At 65.0% G+C, this 17,181-nt stretch carries 14 protein-coding genes and 1 tRNA gene; 4 read left to right on the top strand and 11 right to left on the bottom strand.

Annotation, left to right across the window (positions count from 1 at the left end; translation table 11 throughout):
• Positions 1-296 precede the first annotated feature (296 nt).
• The 7 genes from A39O_RS0100465 to A39O_RS0100430 form a co-directional block, all read right to left on the bottom strand.
• Positions 297-1,538, bottom strand: a complete 1,242-nt coding sequence (locus tag A39O_RS0100465) for a tetratricopeptide repeat protein (RefSeq protein WP_157639535.1) — start codon at positions 1,536-1,538, stop codon at positions 297-299.
• 3 nt (positions 1,539-1,541) lie between these two features.
• On the bottom strand, positions 1,542-3,065 hold the full coding sequence (locus A39O_RS36040) for a J domain-containing protein (protein ID WP_026199053.1): 1,524 nt from the start codon (positions 3,063-3,065) through the stop codon (positions 1,542-1,544).
• Positions 3,066-3,077: 12 nt separating this feature from the next.
• Positions 3,078-5,417, bottom strand: coding sequence for a GumC family protein (locus A39O_RS0100455; protein ID WP_020502743.1), 2,340 nt, complete (start codon positions 5,415-5,417; stop codon positions 3,078-3,080).
• Between the two features lie 60 nt (positions 5,418-5,477).
• A complete protein-coding gene (locus tag A39O_RS31340; RefSeq protein WP_020502742.1) occupies positions 5,478-6,224 on the bottom strand; it encodes a polysaccharide biosynthesis/export family protein in 747 nt (248 codons plus the stop codon).
• A 75-nt stretch (positions 6,225-6,299) separates the two neighbouring features.
• Positions 6,300-7,106: a tyrosine-protein phosphatase gene (locus A39O_RS31335; RefSeq protein ID WP_020502741.1), complete on the bottom strand. Its 807-nt coding sequence runs from the start codon at positions 7,104-7,106 to the stop codon at positions 6,300-6,302.
• Between the two features lie 289 nt (positions 7,107-7,395).
• Positions 7,396-7,725, bottom strand: coding sequence for a DUF2189 domain-containing protein (locus tag A39O_RS31330; RefSeq protein WP_020502740.1), 330 nt, complete (start codon positions 7,723-7,725; stop codon positions 7,396-7,398).
• A 190-nt stretch (positions 7,726-7,915) separates the two neighbouring features.
• The gene (locus A39O_RS0100430) at positions 7,916-8,338 is read right to left on the bottom strand and encodes an acyl-CoA thioesterase (protein ID WP_020502739.1); all 423 of its coding nucleotides are present in this window, start codon (positions 8,336-8,338) and stop codon (positions 7,916-7,918) included.
• 404 nt (positions 8,339-8,742) lie between these two features.
• Between A39O_RS0100430 and A39O_RS31325 the strand changes: the two genes are divergently transcribed.
• Positions 8,743-10,284, top strand: a complete 1,542-nt coding sequence (locus tag A39O_RS31325; protein WP_157639533.1) for a hypothetical protein — start codon at positions 8,743-8,745, stop codon at positions 10,282-10,284.
• Positions 10,285-10,525: 241 nt separating this feature from the next.
• Here A39O_RS31325 and lptF read toward each other — a convergent pair whose 3' ends face one another.
• The 4 genes from lptF to A39O_RS0100405 all read right to left on the bottom strand — a co-directional run bounded on the left by lptF (position 10,526) and on the right by A39O_RS0100405 (position 14,606).
• On the bottom strand, positions 10,526-11,644 hold the full coding sequence (lptF, locus tag A39O_RS0100420) for an LPS export ABC transporter permease LptF (RefSeq protein WP_020502737.1): 1,119 nt from the start codon (positions 11,642-11,644) through the stop codon (positions 10,526-10,528).
• Positions 11,645-11,704: 60 nt separating this feature from the next.
• Positions 11,705-11,781 (bottom strand) — tRNA-Met (locus A39O_RS0100415).
• Positions 11,782-11,856: 75 nt separating this feature from the next.
• Positions 11,857-12,948, bottom strand: coding sequence for a redox-regulated ATPase YchF (gene ychF / locus A39O_RS0100410; protein ID WP_026199051.1), 1,092 nt, complete (start codon positions 12,946-12,948; stop codon positions 11,857-11,859).
• A 170-nt stretch (positions 12,949-13,118) separates the two neighbouring features.
• Positions 13,119-14,606 carry a mannose-1-phosphate guanylyltransferase/mannose-6-phosphate isomerase gene (locus A39O_RS0100405; RefSeq protein WP_020502735.1) on the bottom strand — a complete coding sequence of 496 codons (1,488 nt, stop codon included), beginning with the start codon at positions 14,604-14,606 and terminating at the stop codon, positions 13,119-13,121.
• A gap of 251 nt (positions 14,607-14,857) precedes the next feature.
• Between A39O_RS0100405 and A39O_RS0100400 the strand changes: the two genes are divergently transcribed.
• From A39O_RS0100400 to zapD, 3 genes are read left to right on the top strand one after another with little or no spacing between them, the layout of a single operon-like run.
• Positions 14,858-15,475: an Hpt domain-containing protein gene (locus A39O_RS0100400; RefSeq protein WP_020502734.1), complete on the top strand. Its 618-nt coding sequence runs from the start codon at positions 14,858-14,860 to the stop codon at positions 15,473-15,475.
• Positions 15,462-16,379 carry a diguanylate cyclase gene (locus tag A39O_RS0100395; RefSeq protein WP_051088740.1) on the top strand — a complete coding sequence of 306 codons (918 nt, stop codon included), beginning with the start codon at positions 15,462-15,464 and terminating at the stop codon, positions 16,377-16,379. The genes A39O_RS0100400 and A39O_RS0100395 overlap by 14 nt, the downstream gene beginning before the upstream one ends.
• Before the next feature lie 30 nt (positions 16,380-16,409).
• The gene (gene zapD / locus A39O_RS0100390) at positions 16,410-17,177 is read left to right on the top strand and encodes a cell division protein ZapD (RefSeq protein ID WP_026199050.1); all 768 of its coding nucleotides are present in this window, start codon (positions 16,410-16,412) and stop codon (positions 17,175-17,177) included.
• The last annotated feature ends 4 nt before the right edge of the window (positions 17,178-17,181 follow it).

The following is a 17,181-nucleotide window of genomic DNA, read 5'->3' as shown; positions in this document are numbered from 1 at the left end:
CGCCCTTGCAGTTGTTTGATCGTCGCCGAGGGACTCGCAGCACTCGCCGCGACAGCGACGTAACCCGCAAGCGTCAGCGCCAGACCAATACTCGTGTACCGTGTTCTCATGACTTGGGACCTCGCACGACCGCGCAGATGTTGATTTTGACACTGGGACAACACAGCCCACAGCCGGACTTTCATATCTTAATGCTAACACATCGGAAAACGTTTAAACCGCGCCAGATTCTGCAATCGTCGAGTCTGCCGAGGCCGATTCCATCCACGAACAGCGCCTACCGCACTGGGCGCGGTCTAGGTGCCGCGGCGGATCGTCAGATCGTCGAACCAGATCCCGCCCTGACCGTCCCACCGCTCGCCGACCTGATCCTCCTGCTCCAAACGCAGCATCTGGACCTGACACTCCGACGGCGGGACCTCAAAATTCAGGGTGAACGCCTGCCAATCATCCTTGCCGCCGAAGGGCAAGGTCGCGGCCAAGGGTTCGGCACCCGACCGATTGCAGCGCACCGCCCAACGCAAACCCTGCCGCGGGGGCACCCCGTCGGTCCGCACCCGGCCCCGGAGTTGGTAGCCGCCCGGCTCCAGATACAGTGGCTGATAGACATTCTGAAAACGCGGGCCTCGACCTTCGAACACCACATGGAGGGAGCGACTCCCGCCGGAACCAAAGGTCTCGGTCGTCTCGACCGTGACCCCGCGCGTCGGCGTGATCCGCCAATCGAAGCCCATTGCGGTGGGCGGCAACTCAAAACCGCCGTTATAGATTAGGCCCTGCACCTCCAGCCCTCGTTCGCCCAAGCCACCCACCCAGGCGAGATAGACGTCTGTCCAACGACCATCCTTCCACAGACGATCCAAATACACACGCTGCTCAACCGGCGACGGCAAGGCGCCCCTTCGGTTGCGCCCATTATACAGGAATATCACCGGGTCCGGCCGCGGGGCATGCGTCGCCGCATAGGCAAAGAATCCATCCCACCACTCCGGCGGCTGATCCAGCAGCGGCAACAACAGAACGCGGGTAACGGGTTCATCGGCGAGTCGCAGTAAGACCGGGAACAACTGACCTGCGGTCCCGGGCTGAGTCCGCAGCAGGATACTCCAGCGCTCGATCCCAAGCTCCGGCCGGCCCTGTGCAAACCAGAACGCGGCCGATCGCGACAGGGCCGGACTGCGCATTGGTCCCAACGCGTCTGCAACCTCCGCCAGCGCAATCGCATCGGGCAGCCGTCCGGCGGCCGCCCAAAGCTCCGCCAGTGCCAGATAGGTCAGCGCGTTGGTCGGATCGTTCCACACCGACGCCTGGAACAGGGTTGTGGCAACCGCCGGCTCGCGCGCGGCCAAGGCTTCACCACGTTGAAAAAGCGCCGCCGGGTGGTCGGCGCGCCAACCTAATGCGGCGGCGGCGGCATCCGGCGTGTCCAGCGCGGCGTAATGCGCGGCCAACCCGACGACCAGGATCCGCCAACTGAGCAGCCCAGCCAGCAAGCACAGACCACCCAGGACCATTGCCCTCCCGGAGAGCCGCGTCATCCGTTAGCCCCTGGCCGGACTCGGCCAATCGTAATCAATGGCATCGATCATCACCTGCCCTTGGTGCTTGCGCAACTTGAAATGGATGTTGCCCGTCCACTGAGTCTGTTGGCCATCGCCGCGTCCCCGCAGCCAGAGCTCGTAACGGGCAGAGACCTTGGCCCGGCCGCCGCGCAAGCTCCACTTCAGCCCGTTCAATTGGAGCCGCCGGATCAGGAATGCCGCGAACAGACTCCCGTAGTCCCGCCGGACGCTGCTGCGGTCGCTGCCGCCCTTACCGCGTGCACCGGGCGCAAACAGGACCATCACACCGTTCAGGTCGCCCCGGCGGTAAGCATCGGTATAGCGATCAATCAGGGTCTGCACCTCGCGATCGGTCAGTTTCACCGCCGCCGGGATGGGCTCCGGCGTCGACTGGGGAGTCGGCGCCGGACCGGCAGGCGCGCTCGGGTTCGCGAGCGTCGGCACGCCCTGCGACGCCGGCGCGGACGGAATCGACACGGCTAACGCGAGTCCGGTGCTGTTTTCTTGAACCGGCGCCCCGGGGTCGCGTTGCAGCGTCTGCGCCAGTCCAGCAAGTTGCATCGGCGGCGGCAACAGCGGCGCCGCGGCGCTAACCGGCGAAACCGACTCCGGCTCTACAGCAGAAGGCGATAACCCGGCAGTTTTCTGCGCTGCCGGCGCTGCCGGCGCTGCGCCAGCCGCTGCGACCACCACCGGTGCCGCCGACAACTCCGCCGGTCGGGGCTGCCGGTCCGACGACAGTGCCGCGATACGCTGATCCCGTGCCTGCTCAAGCCCCGCCAGTTGGGCCGACAGGTCAGGCGGCGGCGAGGATGTGCCGTTTCCGACAGCGGGGGCATAGAGCTGCGGCGCGCTCGACGGCAGGCTGAGCTGGATGGTCCCGATCAACAGTGCGGCACCCAGTGCACAGCCTCCCAGCACGGCCAGGGGCAGCCAGCGTCGCCAGATCGGACGACGCTGACGGATTCGGCGCCCGGCCCGCAATCGACCGCTTCCGACCGGAACCAACGGCCGGGGTGCCGACCAGGCACCGACGGCCTCCGCGGCCGGCGGGGACTTCGACTGAAGCAACCGGGCATCGTAGCGGGCCCGTGACTCGGGGTGGGACAGCACGGCCCAGGCCTCATTGACGCGTGCCGCATAGCCCTCGGTCCAGCTCGCGCGGCCGGCGATACGATCGGGATGAAACAGCCACATCAACCGCCGATGGTGTTCCTTGACTTGCTCCAGCGGCGCGTCCGGGGCCAGGCCCAGGACGCGGTAATGATTGGCGCCGCGACCAAAGCAGAGTCGTTGCACCAGGAACCGCGCGGCCTCACGCATCTCATCGGGTCGGGCACCAACTTGCCGGGCGGCGTCATCGAGTGTCGACCCGGACCCGTTGGCCAGCGCCAACAACCGGTCCATATCAGGCGGCAGCGGCGCGGACGGCGCCAACTGGTCTTGATACGCCAGCGGCGTCCGATAGCACGCCAGCGCGAGATCGGCAATGTCGGCGGACATGGTCTGATCGCCTTAACCCGGTAACCGCTTCGCCTCGGCACCCCCGGTATCGCCGTAGTAACCGGAGTGATGATAATAATAATAATAGCTTCGGTAATAACCGTAGGCGCCGGCCCGCGCTTCCAGCTTGGTCAGAATAGTACCGAGCAGCGGTACGCGCGCCCCGCGCAGCCGCTTCACCGCGCCCTGCACATAGCCGCGCGGCGTGCTGGCCATCTCAATGGTTAACAGGGTGCCCTCGCACAGGTTGCCGATGATCAGGGCGTCGGCCAGCCCGAGCAGCGGCGGACTGTCCACGATCACCTGGTCGAATTTCCCGGCGGCCAGGGCCAGCAACTCGACCATCCGCGCCGAAGACAGGAGTTCAGCAGGATTGGGCGGTAAGGGACCAGACGGGATGGCGAACAGGTTGGGGATATGGGTGGGCCGGGTGATCTCGACCGGCTGTGCCTCCCCGCCCGCCAGGTAGTTGGTCAGCCCGGTCTGATTATCCAGCCGCAACATGCGGTGAATCGATGGCTTGCGCAGATCGGCCTCGATCAGCAGGGTCTGTTTGCCGGCTTGGGCGAACTGAATCGCCAGACTGAGCGCGGTGGTGGACTTGCCTTCGCCGGTCATCGCGCTGGTGACGGTCAGCAGTCGGGGCACACCGCTCGCGGTGGAGAATTGCAGGGCGGTCCGCACCGACCGATACGCCTCGGCGAAGGCCGAACGCGGGTCATCGTGACCGATCAGGGCGATCGCACGGTCGTCGCCAGGCTCCAGGGGCGTCTTGGGAATCACGCCCAGCAGCGGGAGATCCAGCAGCCGCTCCAACTCCTCCGGCCGACGGAAGGTGTCGTCCAGATGCTCGAACAGGAAGGCCAGACCGACGCCGCCCAGCAAGCCGAGCACCAGTGCCAACAACGCGTTCTGGCGCAGACTGGGCTTGTATGGACCGGCTGGAACCTTGGCCTCGTCCACCACCGAGATGTTGTTGGTGCCGACCCCGGCGGCCACCCCCACTTCCTTGTAGCGCTGCAAGAGACCGTCGTAGAGTTGGCGGTTGGTGTCCGCCTCACGGCGCAGGATGTTGAGCGGAATGCTGCGCCCCTGCAGCGACAGCACTTCCTGCTTCATCTTATCGAGGTTGGCGCGCAGCATTGCCTCCTCGGCCTTGGCCGCCTCGTAGTTGGATGTGATCGCCGCCCGAATGTTGCCGACCTCCTCATTGATCATGGCGTCGACCTGTTTGATCTGGCCGCGCAACTGCACCATGGTCGGATAGGCCGGCTTGTAGGTGCTCAGATTCTCCTGATACTCCGCCTCCAGCTTGGCCTTTGTTTGTTTGAGATCCTGGATGATCTTGCTCTCGAGCACCTGTGTCAGACCCTGGCCGCGGGTGCCGAGCATTTGCCGGTAAACCGATTCAGCCCCCATCCGCTGCTTGCCGGCCTCGATCAAAGCAGCGCTGGCAGCCGTGAGGTTACCGGTGATGACGCTCTCTTTCTGGTCGACGGAGATGATCTCTTCCCGGCGGGACAACTCGACCAACTCCCGTTCAGACTCCTCCAGCTTGGCCTTGACCTGCTGCAAGCGTTCCTGCAGGAAGTTGCGCGCGTAGGTGGTGGCATCGAAACGCCGCTCCAGGTTCAGGTTGATATAGCTCTTGGCCAGGTTATTCAGGATGGCGGCGGCCAGCTTGGGGTCCGGGCTGTTGTAATGCAGCCGCACCAAGCGCGAATTGCGTACCGGCTCGATAGTCAAGCCGCCAAGGAAGCCGGAGATGACGCCCTCGATCCGGTTGCCGTCTGCCGCCGCATCCGCCGGCTCACGCGCTGCAGCAGCGTCCTGACTGACCCCACCACCCGGCAGCCAGGCGACCACCCAGGCCTTGACCTGCTGCATCATCGACGGCGGCGGCGGTTCTGCCGGTTGATCGGCCAAGCCCATCTGCTCGATCACCCGCTGGGCCAGGCTGCGGCTCTTGAGCAGTTCATACTGAGTCTGAAGATAATCCTGGCCGCCGGTGGAGGCGTCGACCGGCGCCACGTCCTCGATCTTGGTCACCTTGATGTCTTCGCGGTCGATCTGCAGGGTCAGACTGGCGCGGTAGATGGGCGTCATCAGATAGGTCGCTGTCACCGCCGCCACGACGACGATCGCGGTGAAGACGATGATGGTCCAGCGACGCTTGAGCACCACCTGCCACAGTTCGCGCAGGTCGAGACCGTCACTGTCCGACTCTTCCTCGTAGCCAGGAGGCGGAGCAGGCGGAGCCGGAATGGGAACACCGGACTGGCGTTCGATCAGGGCGTGGCCCTGCGGCGGCCGGGCGGGATCCGCCGGGATAGACATGTCGGGCGCGTTCATAAAGACTTCCGATTCAAATCAGGACAGGACGCGTGCGGAATAATTGAAACAGCGGTCGACTCAGAGCAGGCTGCCAAGGACCCAGAATGGAAGAACGAATTCGAATGCCTGTTTGACGCTATCCTTGACCACCGAGCTATCGACCTGAACCACATCCTCACCGCGAATCTCCGGGTCGCGGATCCGTCCGTCGCGGATCGCCTTCAGGTCGAAGCGCATGACCTTGCGGGTGCCGTCGGGTTGGGGCCTCAGGACCTTGACCGATCCGATATTCGCCACACTGGTCGGGCCCTCGGCACCCGCCACCACCTGCAGCAGTGTCGTGCGGCCCTTGACCGGATAGACACCCGGCTTCTTCACCGCACCAACGACCGTCACCCGCTGGCTGGTGTACTCCTCGATGAAGATGATGACCTGGGGGTCTTGCAGATAGTCTTGGGTGAGCCGCGCGCCGATATCAGCCGCCAGTTGCTCGCTGGTCAGACCACCCGCCTGGACCATACCGATCAACGGCAGGCCGATCCTGCCGGTTGAGTTGACCCGCACCGAGCGGTTCAGCGCCTCGATCCCAAAAACCTCGATCTTCAGTAAGTCCTGAGGGCCGATCAGATAGTCCTGCGTGCCCGCGGCCGGATTGAGTCCGGCAGCACCTGCCCGAGAACTCGCTGAGGCGTAATCGAGCGCCGCATCCCCGGACGGCTGACCCGCACAAGCAGCGAGACCAAGCGCCAGCGCACACCACAGTGCGCGGACCAGCACGGGCAAGAATGATGAGAATGCGAAACCGCGCACGATGTTCTTGTGCAAACCCGCTAACCTCACAGTTCTTCGCGTCGCCGAGCGGAACCCATACGACAGCATGATGACGATTTCCGGGGTCACTCAGCGACGATCGAACCAGTTGGCGAGCAGCGACCAGCCGCGTCGGGCGGTCGGTGCGACCGCGGCCGCCGCTGGGGCTGATATCAGACTTCCCGGCTCAACATTCGCCAATATACCACGAGGGCGGGTATCGACGAGTCGATAAGCCTCGTCCGCACCGACCCAAGCTTCTGCGGCGCGCCGACCCTCGGCCAGCAAGGGTGGGCGGCGGTTGGCACCATGCGCGTCGGTCGCCAGAATATGAACCCAGCCCTCGTCGAGCAGACGCTCGCCCCAGTAGCGGGCGGCCGCGCCGAAACGACCCGTCAGGCTCCCGGCCGTCACCTGCAGCCAGGCCCCCTTATGCGCCAATTCAACGAAAACCTGGTACTGATCCTCGATCCAGCTCAAGCGCTCCGGATGGGTGATGACGGGGATATAGCCAGCAGTCAGCAAATTGAATACGGTCTCTTCAAGCCGCGGCGGGGCCACGTGATGGGGCGGCTCAAGCAGAAAATAGCGACTGTCGTTCAGGGTCGGCACCCGGCCGGAGCGCAAACCCGTGACCAGATCGGGGGCGATATGGGTGTCGGCCCCAAGCGTCAAGCGCAGCGCGATCCCGGCCTCGTCCAGGTCGGCTTGGAGTGCGGCAACCGCCTGACGGATCCCAGGGCCACAATTTTCGTACATCCCAGGGTAGATATGCGGCGTACAGGCCATGACCTCGATCCCATCCGCCGCGGCGATGCGTGCCATGGCCAGCGCGGTCGCCAAGTCAGGTGCCCCGTCGTCGATACCAGGCAGGATGTGTGCGTGTAAGTCAATCATGTTTTTCCGGAATCCAGAACCGGGCGTGAAGCATAGGGCCTTCTGCCAGTTCTTCAAAACAGTTTCCGACGAAACGACGATCGACCCGGAAAATTTACTGTATGCGTTCCTCAGATAACGGGTATCCGTGTTCCGACCCAGCCGGGGTGTCGCGGATCCGGCCAACCTTCGACAACAAGAAGCCGACGGTATCCGGTATGTCGGGTATACCTGGCGACACCCCGGCTCTACAGCAGTGATTCCCCGGCCCCGCCACGGGGCACGGGAAACCTGAGGTCGCGCGGTGTCCTCAGGCAACCAAGTCGCGATAGCTGTGCCAGGTGGCATAACCCAGGACGGGGAACAAGACCACCAGCCCAACCCCAAAGGTCGCGACACCAACCGCGGTGAGGATCACGATCAGCGCGGCCCAGAGACTCATGGCTGGCCAGTTGCGGCCCACGGCACGCGCGCTGGTGCGAATGGCACTGAGCGGATCCTGATCGCGATCGATGATCAACGGAACCGACACCGCGCTCGTGACGAAAACAGTGATTGCCAACACCGAGCCGATTCCTACAAAGAACGCCAAGACCCAGGGGTCCGCGCCGCCGCTGAGAACGCCCAGGTAGTCTTCCATCGTACAAAGTGGTTATCCGGTCCTCCAGTCCGGTTGGAGACCGGAAGCCGTCAACCCGAAAACGGCCGTCTTGTGTGACTATGGGCCGGCCGCATCTGAAACAATGATGCATTTCTCATGGGATTCATGGACCCGGCGCTCCACCTCCAACCGTGCACCACACGACGGCCCGAGCCCTTGCCAACGCTAATCAGGTAGTGATCGTAGCCGGTTGCGCGAGTTGCCGCGGCCGACCATCGGCATCAACCGCGACGTATACAAACACTGCGTGTGCGACATGACGCCGACTGCCTGGGTCGGGTTCGCCTTGCGCCCAAACGTCAACCTCGACGCTGATCGACGTGTTGCCGGTACGCTCCAATCGTGCAAACAGCTCGGTCAGGTCACCGACCAGCACCGGGGCGAGAAAGCGGAACTCTTTCACCGCGACGGTCGCTACCCGCCCCTGGGCGAGCTGTATGGCGATGGTACTGCCGGCGATGTCCGCCTGCGACATGATCCAGCCGCCGAAGATATCGCCGTAGGCATTGGTGTCCGCCGGCATGGCAACCACGCGGATCGCCAACTGCCAGTCATCCAGGGAGCCGTTCTCGGGGTTCGCGGGATCTTTCATCGGGTATCCTGGAGCGGGGCGTTCAACAGCAGCCATCGCCATCGAAGACGACTACGTGTTGAACGGCGGAAGAACCGCGCCATCGGGGCGCGGTCGCTAGGGTCGGGGCCGCGACACCGCGGCTGCCGACCGGATTTTCGCATAATTTGGCGCAGCCGGTCGGCCGTGCTTGCGGTACGGCGTTTCGGAGTCCATTACCGTACAATACGCGGGAAACCATCGGGGCCGTCGATATCGAGCCGACTGGGACACCAGGCCGGATTCACGGTTGTCGCGAGGTTCGCCTAGGTGTGACCGGGCTGTCCGACGCGTTGCACCCGTCTGCACGCCCCTTTACTGCCCGGTGGGCAGTGGGCAAGGTGAGTAGGCGGTCAATCACCAGACAACAGAGGATCAATTCGCGTATGTCTTCCAAAAATTCAAGCGGCATGGATTACCAGACCGTGATTGTTGGGGCGGTTGCCCTGGCCATGGCCGCCGGCGTGATCCGCCTGGCGACCGATGCCTCGTTCGCACCGATCGGACCCCCGAGCGATTCGCAGGCGTTAGCGGCGCGGCTCGCGCCGATCGGTAAGGTCACGTTAACTCCGCCCCCAGCGCCTGTTACGCCAGCGCCGGCAGTTGCCGCGACTGAAGCGCCGGCCCCGGTCGCCGAGGCTGCCCCGACACCAGTTGCCGCCGAGGCGACTCCAGTGGTCGAGGCCACCCCGGCACCGGCTGCCGCCGAGCCGACACCAGTGGTCGAGGCCACCCCGGCACCGGTTGCCGCCGAGCCGACGCCGATCGTCGAGGCCGCCCCGGCACCGGTTGCCGCCGAGCCGACGCCGATCGTCGAGGCCGCCCCGGCACCGGTTGCCGCCGAGCCGACGCCAGCCGTCGAGGCCACCCCGGCACCGGTTGCCGCCGAGCCGACACCGGTCGTCGAGGCCAGCCCGGCACCGGCTGCCGCCAAGCCGGCGCCAGTGGTTGAGGCCGCCCCGGCACCGGCTGCCGCCGAGCCGGCACCAGTGGTCGAGGCCACCCCGGCACCGGTTGCCGCCGAGCCGGCACCAGTGGTCGAGGCCGCCCCGGCACCGGCTGCCGCCGAGCCGGCACCAGTCGTCGAGGCCACTCCGACACCGGCTGCCGCCGAGCCGGCACCAGTCGTCGAGGCCAGCCCGGCACCGGCTGCCGCCGAGCCGACATCAGTCGTCGAGGCTGCATCGTCACCAGCTGCCGCCAAGCCGGCACAAGTGGTTGAGGCCGCCCCGGCACCAGTCGTCGAGGCCACCCCGGCACCGGTTGCCGCCGAGCCGGCACCAGTCGTCGAAGCCGCACCGGCACCGGCTGCCGCCGCGCCGGCACCGGTCGTCGAGGCCACCCCGGCACCGGTTGCCGCCGAGCCGGCACCAGTGGTTGAGGCCGCACGGGCACCGGCTGCCGCCGAGCCGGCACCAGTCGTCGAGGCCACCCCGGCACCGGCTGCCGCCGAGCCGGCACCAGTCGTCGAGGCCACCCCAGCACCGGTTGCCGCCGAGCCGGCACCAGTGGTTAAGGCCGCCCCGGCACCGGTTGCCGCCGAGCCGACACCAGTCGTCGAGGCTGCATCGTCACCGGCTGCCGCCAAGCCGGCACCAGTGGCTGAGGCCGCACCGGCACCGGCTGCCGCCGAGCCGACGCCGGTCGTCAAGGCCGCACCGGCACCAGTCGACGCCGCACCGGCCACCACGACGACGGAGCCGTCGGTAGCGCCAGTGGCCCCGGCAGCGCCAGTGGCGACCGCCGCAACGCCTGCCAAGGCAGTTACCGCCCCCCCGCAGACTCCGACTTGGGGTTTATTTGGAAGCGGTTTGCCCCGGCGTGGTGCCCAGCCACCGGCTCAGCCCCCAGCGGCTCCGCCCCCACCACCGGCCAAACCAGTGTCGCCGCCGTCCTCGCCCCTCCAATGGATGCCTTGGAACCGTTGATCGCCTCAACCGTCCCCATCGGCTAAGGAACAGGAGGAGAAAAAGACCGCTCCCCGCGTTGGTCAGGATGACCCGCGCGGGGTCGTCGTACCCATCCGGCCCACACGCCAACGGCATCAATCGTCGCCTCCCCGGTCGCGGGTCTAACGCGTTCGCCCGGTCGGTGGTTCATTCCCGCGGCCGCCTGTCGATGAAATCATCATGGACAGGCGGGCCGAGACGACCGTGCTTGCGTCTCAGATCAACTAGACGCGGGGGACGTCCACACCCGGGCAAGACCCGCGCGCAATTGCCTGTACCACCGCGACTCCGGCGCCATGACCAGATAGACAAGCGCCAGGACCAGGAGTTGATACCAAAAACTGGTCAGCCAGACCGGAGTCAGCCCGCTCCCGAGCCAGCTTTCGGCCAACTGCTGCAAGTTGAAGAAGGTGAAATAGGCCAGGAAAGCGAGAAGCAAGCGCCCCGAGGTCTTCTGCCTGGGCGAGATCGCCACCAGGGGAACCGAGATCAGGGTCAGCGTTAAAATCGCCAGGGGAGCGGCGATGCGGTGCTCCAGCTCGGCGCGGTCTTCGATGGCATCCGACCTCAGCAAATCGCCGGACGGGGTCGTGGAACGCTTGGTGAAGGTGTGCCGCTCCCCCTGCCCTTCGAGCCGCAGAAGATATTCCCGAAACTGTCCGATCAGGTAGTTACCCTCGCCGGCCTTCCCATCGAAGCGGTGACCATCCCTGAGAATCACTAATTGATCCCCGCTCTGCTCCTCCAACCGATGCCGCCCAGTCTCGCTGACCACGATGCGCGTGGTCTCCCCGCTCCGGTCGATAACGAAGATACGCTCCAGCCCCTTACCCTTGGCGATCGATCCGATATAGATCACCAGATCTCCACCTTCCTCGGTGTAGAAGCGCCCGGCCTGGAGCCCGGCAATCTGCGTCGCCTGCTCTTTCTGCTGAAGACGAATCTCGGCGATTCCGGCCGCCGCCCAAGGCTGGAGTACCAGCGCGAACCAGCCGGTGACCATGGCGACCGGCAGCGCGAGAAGGAACAAGGGCCGAAACAGTCGGCTTGGTCCGATCCCGCAGGCATTCAGGGCCACCAGCTCACTGTCGCGAGCCAAGCGGCCCTGTGCACCGAGGGCGGCCAAAAAGAATGCCGGCGGCAGCAGGCTGGGCGTGTCGCGCACGATTTGCAGACCGAGGAATCGCAGCACGAGTTCGGCGTTCAGCGCACCCAGATTCACCTCCTCCAGGGTGCGCAAAAACAACATGCTGGCGACGATCGCGACCAAGGTGGCAACGATCGCCGTAAAGGTCTTCGCCACCTCGGTCAGCACGTAGCGGTCGACGATCGGTAACATGAGTCGGGGAGGGCAAAAAAAACCGGCACTCGGCCGGTTCATCATAGGTGCTTGGATGTGTGGTGGCTACGGGTAGATTTGAACTACCGACTCCCGCATTATGAGTGCGGTGCTCTAACCAGCTGAGCTACGTAGCCAAGCAGAACGCGAAAGTATAAAGAGGTCGCTTGCAGGCGTCAACCCGGCCCGCACCTTCGCAGCAGGAATCCCGGTCAGACGTTAAAGCGAAAGTGGATCACGTCGCCGTCCTTGACCACGTACTCCTTACCCTCTGAGCGCAGCTTGCCGGCCTCCTTGGCCCCCTGCTCGCCCTTGCAGGCGACGAAATCCGCGTAGCTGATCACCTCGGCCCGGATAAAGCCACGTTCGAAATCCGAGTGGATGACACCAGCCGCCTGCGGCGCCCGCGCCTTCGCTGGAATGGTCCAGGCGCGCACTTCTTTGGGTCCGGCGGTGAAATAGGTCTCGAGCCCCAGCAGCTGATAGCCCACCCGCACTACCCGGTTCAAACCAGGCTCGTCCAGGCCCAGTTCGGCCAGGAATTCACCGCGCTCATCCTCCGGCAGTTCGACGATCTCCGCCTCGATGGCGGCGCACACCGGCACCACCAGCGCACCCTCGCCGGCCGCGTGCTCGCGTACCCGGTCCAGGAATGGATTGGATTGGAAGCCGTCCTCGGCCACGTTGGCGATGTACATGGCAGGCTTGGCGGTGAGCAGGAAGAGATCGCGCAACTCGGCCTGCTCGTCGTCGCTCAAGCCCAGCGCCCGCACCGGCTTGGCCTGGTCGAGTTGGGCGCGCACCCGTTCCAGCAGATCTTTGCGCACCGCCGCCTTCTTGTCCCCGACTTTGGCGGCACGGGTCGCCCGATCCAGGGCTTTATCGACCGACTCGAGATCGGCCAAGGCCAGTTCGGTGTCGATTATTTCGATGTCACGCAGGGGATCGACGGCACCCGCCACATGAATCACGTCGTCGTTCTCGAAACAGCGTACGACATGGGCAATGGCGTCGGTCTCGCGGATATTGGCGAGGAATTTGTTGCCCAGGCCCTCGCCCTTGGAGGCACCCGCCACCAACCCGGCAATATCGACGAACTGCATGGTCGTGGGGAGGATCGCCTGCGGTTTGATGATGGCGGCGATCACGTCGAGCCGCGGATCCGGCAGCGGCACGACGCCCACGTTGGGGTCGATGGTGCAGAACGGATAGTTCTCGGCGGCGATGGCAGCGCGTGTCAAAGCATTGAAAAGGGTAGACTTGCCGACGTTTGGCAGGCCCACGATCCCACATTTGAATCCCATGATGAGGTACCGGCGGGAAAAACGCCCCATGGTACAGCAGCAGCGCCCACCCGCGGAACAATGAGGGCGCAAAGGCTGTCATCGCCGCAACGGCATTGCGCCGCGATCGAATCGCAATGCCGCTGCCGGACGGTGCCATTCGTCCGACGCGACGGGGATCCCGCGCAAACTCAGCAGCCCTCCTTCGCTCCCCGGTCGTAGGCGTCTTCGAAGCGCACGATGTCGTCCTCGCCCAGATAGCTGCCGGACTGGACCTCGATGATCTCCAGCGCGATGGCCCCCGGATTCTCCAGCCGGTGACGACTCCCCACGGGAATGTACGTGGACTGATTCTCGGTCAGCAGAAAGGTCTTGTCGTCGCAGGTGACCCGCGCGGTGCCGGAAACCACCACCCAATGCTCGGCGCGATGATGATGCATCTGCAGCGACAGGGATTCACCCGGCTTCACGGAGAGCCGCTTGACCTGGTAGCGGGAACCATGGCCGATGGACTCGTAACTGCCCCAGGGGCGATGCACACGCTGGTGATGGCGGAATTCATCGCGATGCTCGCGCTCAAGGAACTGGGTGACCGCCTTGACGTCCTGGGCGCGATCCTTGCGGGCGACCAGCACTGCATCCGGCGTCTCGACCACGATCAGGTCGTTCACCCCCACCGCGGCCACCATGCGGTGGCGGGCGATCAACAGATTGTTACACGAATCATGGACGAAAGCATCGCCGTCCAGCACGTTGCCGGCGGCATCCTGCTCACGCACCGCCCACAGCGCCGACCAGGCGCCGACGTCAGACCAGCCCACGTCCAACGGGATGACAATGGCCATTGGGACGTCGGCGGCCTCCCCGGCGATATGCTCCATCACCGCGTAGTCGATCGAGTCGCTCGGGCAGGCGGCGAAGGCCCCCGCGTCGAGCAGGAAAAATTGGCCGGTTTCATGCCCCTGGGCATAGGCGTCGGTGGTGGCCTGGGCAATATCCGGACGGAAGCGCTGGATCAGCGTCAACCACACGGACGCTTTGAGGATGAAGATGCCGCTGTTCCAGAGGTATTCACCGGAGGCGAGATACCCCTGGGCCGTCTCCACATCGGGTTTTTCGACGAACCCGCGCAGATGGTAGGCGCGCCCTTCCGCCCCCGCGAACGGATAGGGTTCACCCTGACGGATGTAGCCGTAACCGACCTCGGGCGTGCTGGGGACGATGCCGAAGGTCACGACCGCACCCTCCAGAGCCAGGCTGAAACCATCGGCCACGGCGGCGCGGAAGGCCGATTCATTGCGAATCGTATGATCGGCGGGCATCACCAGCAGCACCGGATCGGCGCCGCCGCGGGTCGCCGCCAGCGCCGCCAGGGTCAGCGCCGGCGCGGTATTACGGCCCTTGGGTTCGAGGATGACGGCTGCCGTTTGCCGGCCCATGAGCCGGAACTGCTCGGCCACCAGGAAGCGGTGAGCCTCGTTGCACACCACCACGGGATCGACCAAGCCGATGGCGCGCCGCGGATGCTCCTGACCCAGACCGTCGAGCCGCCGCACCGTCTCTTGGAGCATGGTATGTTGGCTGGTCAAGGGGAGAAACTGCTTCGGGTACGCCTCGCGCGAGAGCGGCCACAGACGGGTACCGGAGCCGCCTGACAAGACAACGGGTTGCAGAAGCATGAGGGATAGACCTTTCGGCGATTGCCAGCGTGGGCGGATCTTAGGCGATTTCCATCCAATCATGTACCACTACCCGCGTTGCGCCGCGCGTCGCCGGACGGCACGGATCGATCGCGGGACCAAGGGAAATGCGGGCATTCTCTGGTAGGATCGGGTTCGCTTGAGGATAATTGCGCCTTGCACTGCGGAGCACCGTCGCGGCCTCGAGTTCCGCCCCGCAAGTCCCGCCACCTAACCAGGTACTCGCACCGATGGAGCCACGCTCAGACGATCAACCGCCGTCCATCCCAGGCATCGACAGCGCCGAGTTCCTGGAGCGCATCGGTGAGGATATGGATCTGTTTTGGGAGGTCCTTGGTGAGTTCAGCACCGCCTATCGCGACACCCCGGCGCAGATTGCCGCGGCCCTGGAGCACGACCCGACCGCCGCCAAACAATTGGCGCACACCCTCAAAGGCGTCTTGGGCAACCTGGCGGCCACCGAGCTGTTCGCTGCCTGTAAAGCCTTGGACGATGCCATTCGGGAGGGTCGAACCGAGCACTACCCGGCCCTGCTCGCCACCCTTTCGCAGGGTGTACCGATCCTCTGCGATGCCATCGGCGCGGCCCGCGCCGGCCAGACCCGAAGCGACGCCCCACCGGGTCCACCGATCAGTTCGGCCTGGCTCGCCGAACAATATGCGGCGCTGCTGATCGCGCTGCAGGGACATCGTGCCCGCGACTGCAAGACCCTCACGGATGCGATGACCGCAACCAGTCTGCCCGCAGCGGAGCAGCCCTTCTTCGACCAACTGCGCGCCCTGGTCCGCTCCTATCGCTTCAAAGAAGCTGAGGATCTCCTTGAACGACGCCTCAATGTCAGACCCTAGAGCCAAGGTATTGGTGGTCGAGGACAGTCAGACCAACGTCGGCATCCTGGTTGGGCTGTTGCGGGATTATGACGTCCTGGTTGCCCTGGAAGGCCACAGCGCCCTGGAACTGCTGGAGCTGGAGACGCCGGACGTGATCCTGTTGGACATCGTCATGCCGGGCCTGGATGGGTTCGAGGTATGCCGCCGGATCAAGGCCAGAGAAGACTGGAACGCGATTCCCATCCTGTTCATCACCGCCCTCACCGATGAGGCCAGCATCATCGAGGCGTTCGAGGCGGGCGGCAGCGACTACGTGACCAAGCCCTTTCGCAGCATGGAACTGCTGGCCCGGGTGCGCATTCAAGTCGAGTACCGCCGCGCCATGGATCAACTGCGCACCATGGCGGTGACCGATGCCCTGACCGGCCTGCTCAACCGCCGCGCCTTTTTTGCCGACGGGGTCCGTCTGTTCAACGAGGCGCGGGCGCGCGCCCTGCCGCTGGCGGCGATGATGGTCGACATTGATCACTTCAAGCATGTGAACGACCGCTACGGCCACGCCTATGGCGACGAAGTCCTGAAGCGCGTCGCGGATGGACTGCGCGACTACCTGTCACCGCGCGATCTATGCGCCCGTGTCGGCGGGGAGGAATTCGCGCTGCTGCTCCCCGTGGCGGATACCGCCCTGGCCGTCGGGCTCGCGAATCGTCTGCGCGAACACCTGCAAACCCTCGCCATCGACACCCCATCAGGATCCTTGTCGGTCACCGTCAGCATCGGCGTTGCCCCCACATCGGCGGCCTTGGAAACACTGGATGAGCTGCTCGCCCAGGCTGACGGCCACCTTTACGCGGCCAAGCGCAGCGGACGTAACCGCGTCTGCGCGGCGACGGACAGCGCGACCGTCGTCACGACTCAATAACACTCCAAAGCGTTGCGCGCGAGGCCCGCCGTGTCCCAACACATTGTCTTTGAACATCCGTTGAACGAGCGCATCCGGACCTTCCTGCGCCTGGAGCACCTGTTCGAGAAGGTGGATTACTTCATGCCGCAATACGACCCCTGGGCGACCCGGGTGGCGGTCGAGGCCTTGCTGGATATCACCGCCGTCACCGCGCGGGCGGATTTGCGCACTGAGATCGGCAAGGAACTGGAACGGAATATCACTTCGCTGAACCGCATCGCCAGCCAACCCGGGGTGGACCCGGCGGCCCTGACGCGAGTCCTGGGCGAACTGGAACGGGCGGCGGGCACTATCCAAACGCTTGGCAGCCCCATCGGCCAAACGGCCCGCGAGGACGAATTCCTCAAGGGTGTGATCCAGCGCAGCAGTATCCCCGGCGGCGCCTGTAGTTTCGACCTCCCGATCTATCACCACTGGCTGCTCCAGTCACCGGAACGTCGCCAATCCCGTCTCGACCACTGGCTCAAAGACCTGCGGCCGGCGGATGTGGCGATCCGGTTGATCCTGTCCCTCGCGCGCGGCAGCGCGACACCGCGTCAGGTGCTGGCACCGGGCGGTTTTTACCAGGAGTCCCTGGATCCCCAGGCCCCGGCGCAAATGGTCCGCGCGGGATTACCGGCCGGAGGCCCGCTGTATCCTGAGATCAGCGGACACCGCAATCGCTTCAGTATCCGCTTCATGCACCTCGCACCCCGCGGCAGGCCAACCCAAACCGGAGAGGCCGTGGAGTTCCGTCTCACTTGCTGTGTCTTTTGAACCC

The sequence above is a fragment of the Lamprocystis purpurea DSM 4197 genome (assembly GCF_000379525.1).
In the GTDB taxonomy this organism is placed as follows: Bacteria; Pseudomonadota; Gammaproteobacteria; order Chromatiales; family Chromatiaceae; genus Thiodictyon; species Thiodictyon purpureum.
The sequence above is the reverse complement of the archived record's forward strand: the minus strand, read 5'-3'. Positions and strand labels throughout refer to the sequence as shown.

Coding starts and splice junctions, on each gene's coding strand:
- A39O_RS0100405 (WP_020502735.1), bottom strand. CDS start 14,606: ATGCTTCTGCAACCCGTTGTCTTGTCAGGCGGCTCCGGTACCCGTCTG.
- A39O_RS0100395 (WP_051088740.1), top strand. CDS start 15,462: ATGTCAGACCCTAGAGCCAAGGTATTGGTGGTCGAGGACAGTCAGACC.
- ychF (WP_026199051.1), bottom strand. CDS start 12,948: ATGGGATTCAAATGTGGGATCGTGGGCCTGCCAAACGTCGGCAAGTCT.
- A39O_RS31335 (WP_020502741.1), bottom strand. CDS start 7,106: ATGATTGACTTACACGCACACATCCTGCCTGGTATCGACGACGGGGCA.
- lptF (WP_020502737.1), bottom strand. CDS start 11,644: ATGTTACCGATCGTCGACCGCTACGTGCTGACCGAGGTGGCGAAGACC.
- A39O_RS0100400 (WP_020502734.1), top strand. CDS start 14,858: ATGGAGCCACGCTCAGACGATCAACCGCCGTCCATCCCAGGCATCGAC.
- A39O_RS31330 (WP_020502740.1), bottom strand. CDS start 7,725: ATGGAAGACTACCTGGGCGTTCTCAGCGGCGGCGCGGACCCCTGGGTC.
- A39O_RS36040 (WP_026199053.1), bottom strand. CDS start 3,065: ATGTCCGCCGACATTGCCGATCTCGCGCTGGCGTGCTATCGGACGCCG.
- A39O_RS0100430 (WP_020502739.1), bottom strand. CDS start 8,338: ATGAAAGATCCCGCGAACCCCGAGAACGGCTCCCTGGATGACTGGCAG.
- A39O_RS0100455 (WP_020502743.1), bottom strand. CDS start 5,417: ATGAACGCGCCCGACATGTCTATCCCGGCGGATCCCGCCCGGCCGCCG.
- A39O_RS31325 (WP_157639533.1), top strand. CDS start 8,743: ATGTCTTCCAAAAATTCAAGCGGCATGGATTACCAGACCGTGATTGTT.
- A39O_RS0100465 (WP_157639535.1), bottom strand. CDS start 1,538: ATGACGCGGCTCTCCGGGAGGGCAATGGTCCTGGGTGGTCTGTGCTTG.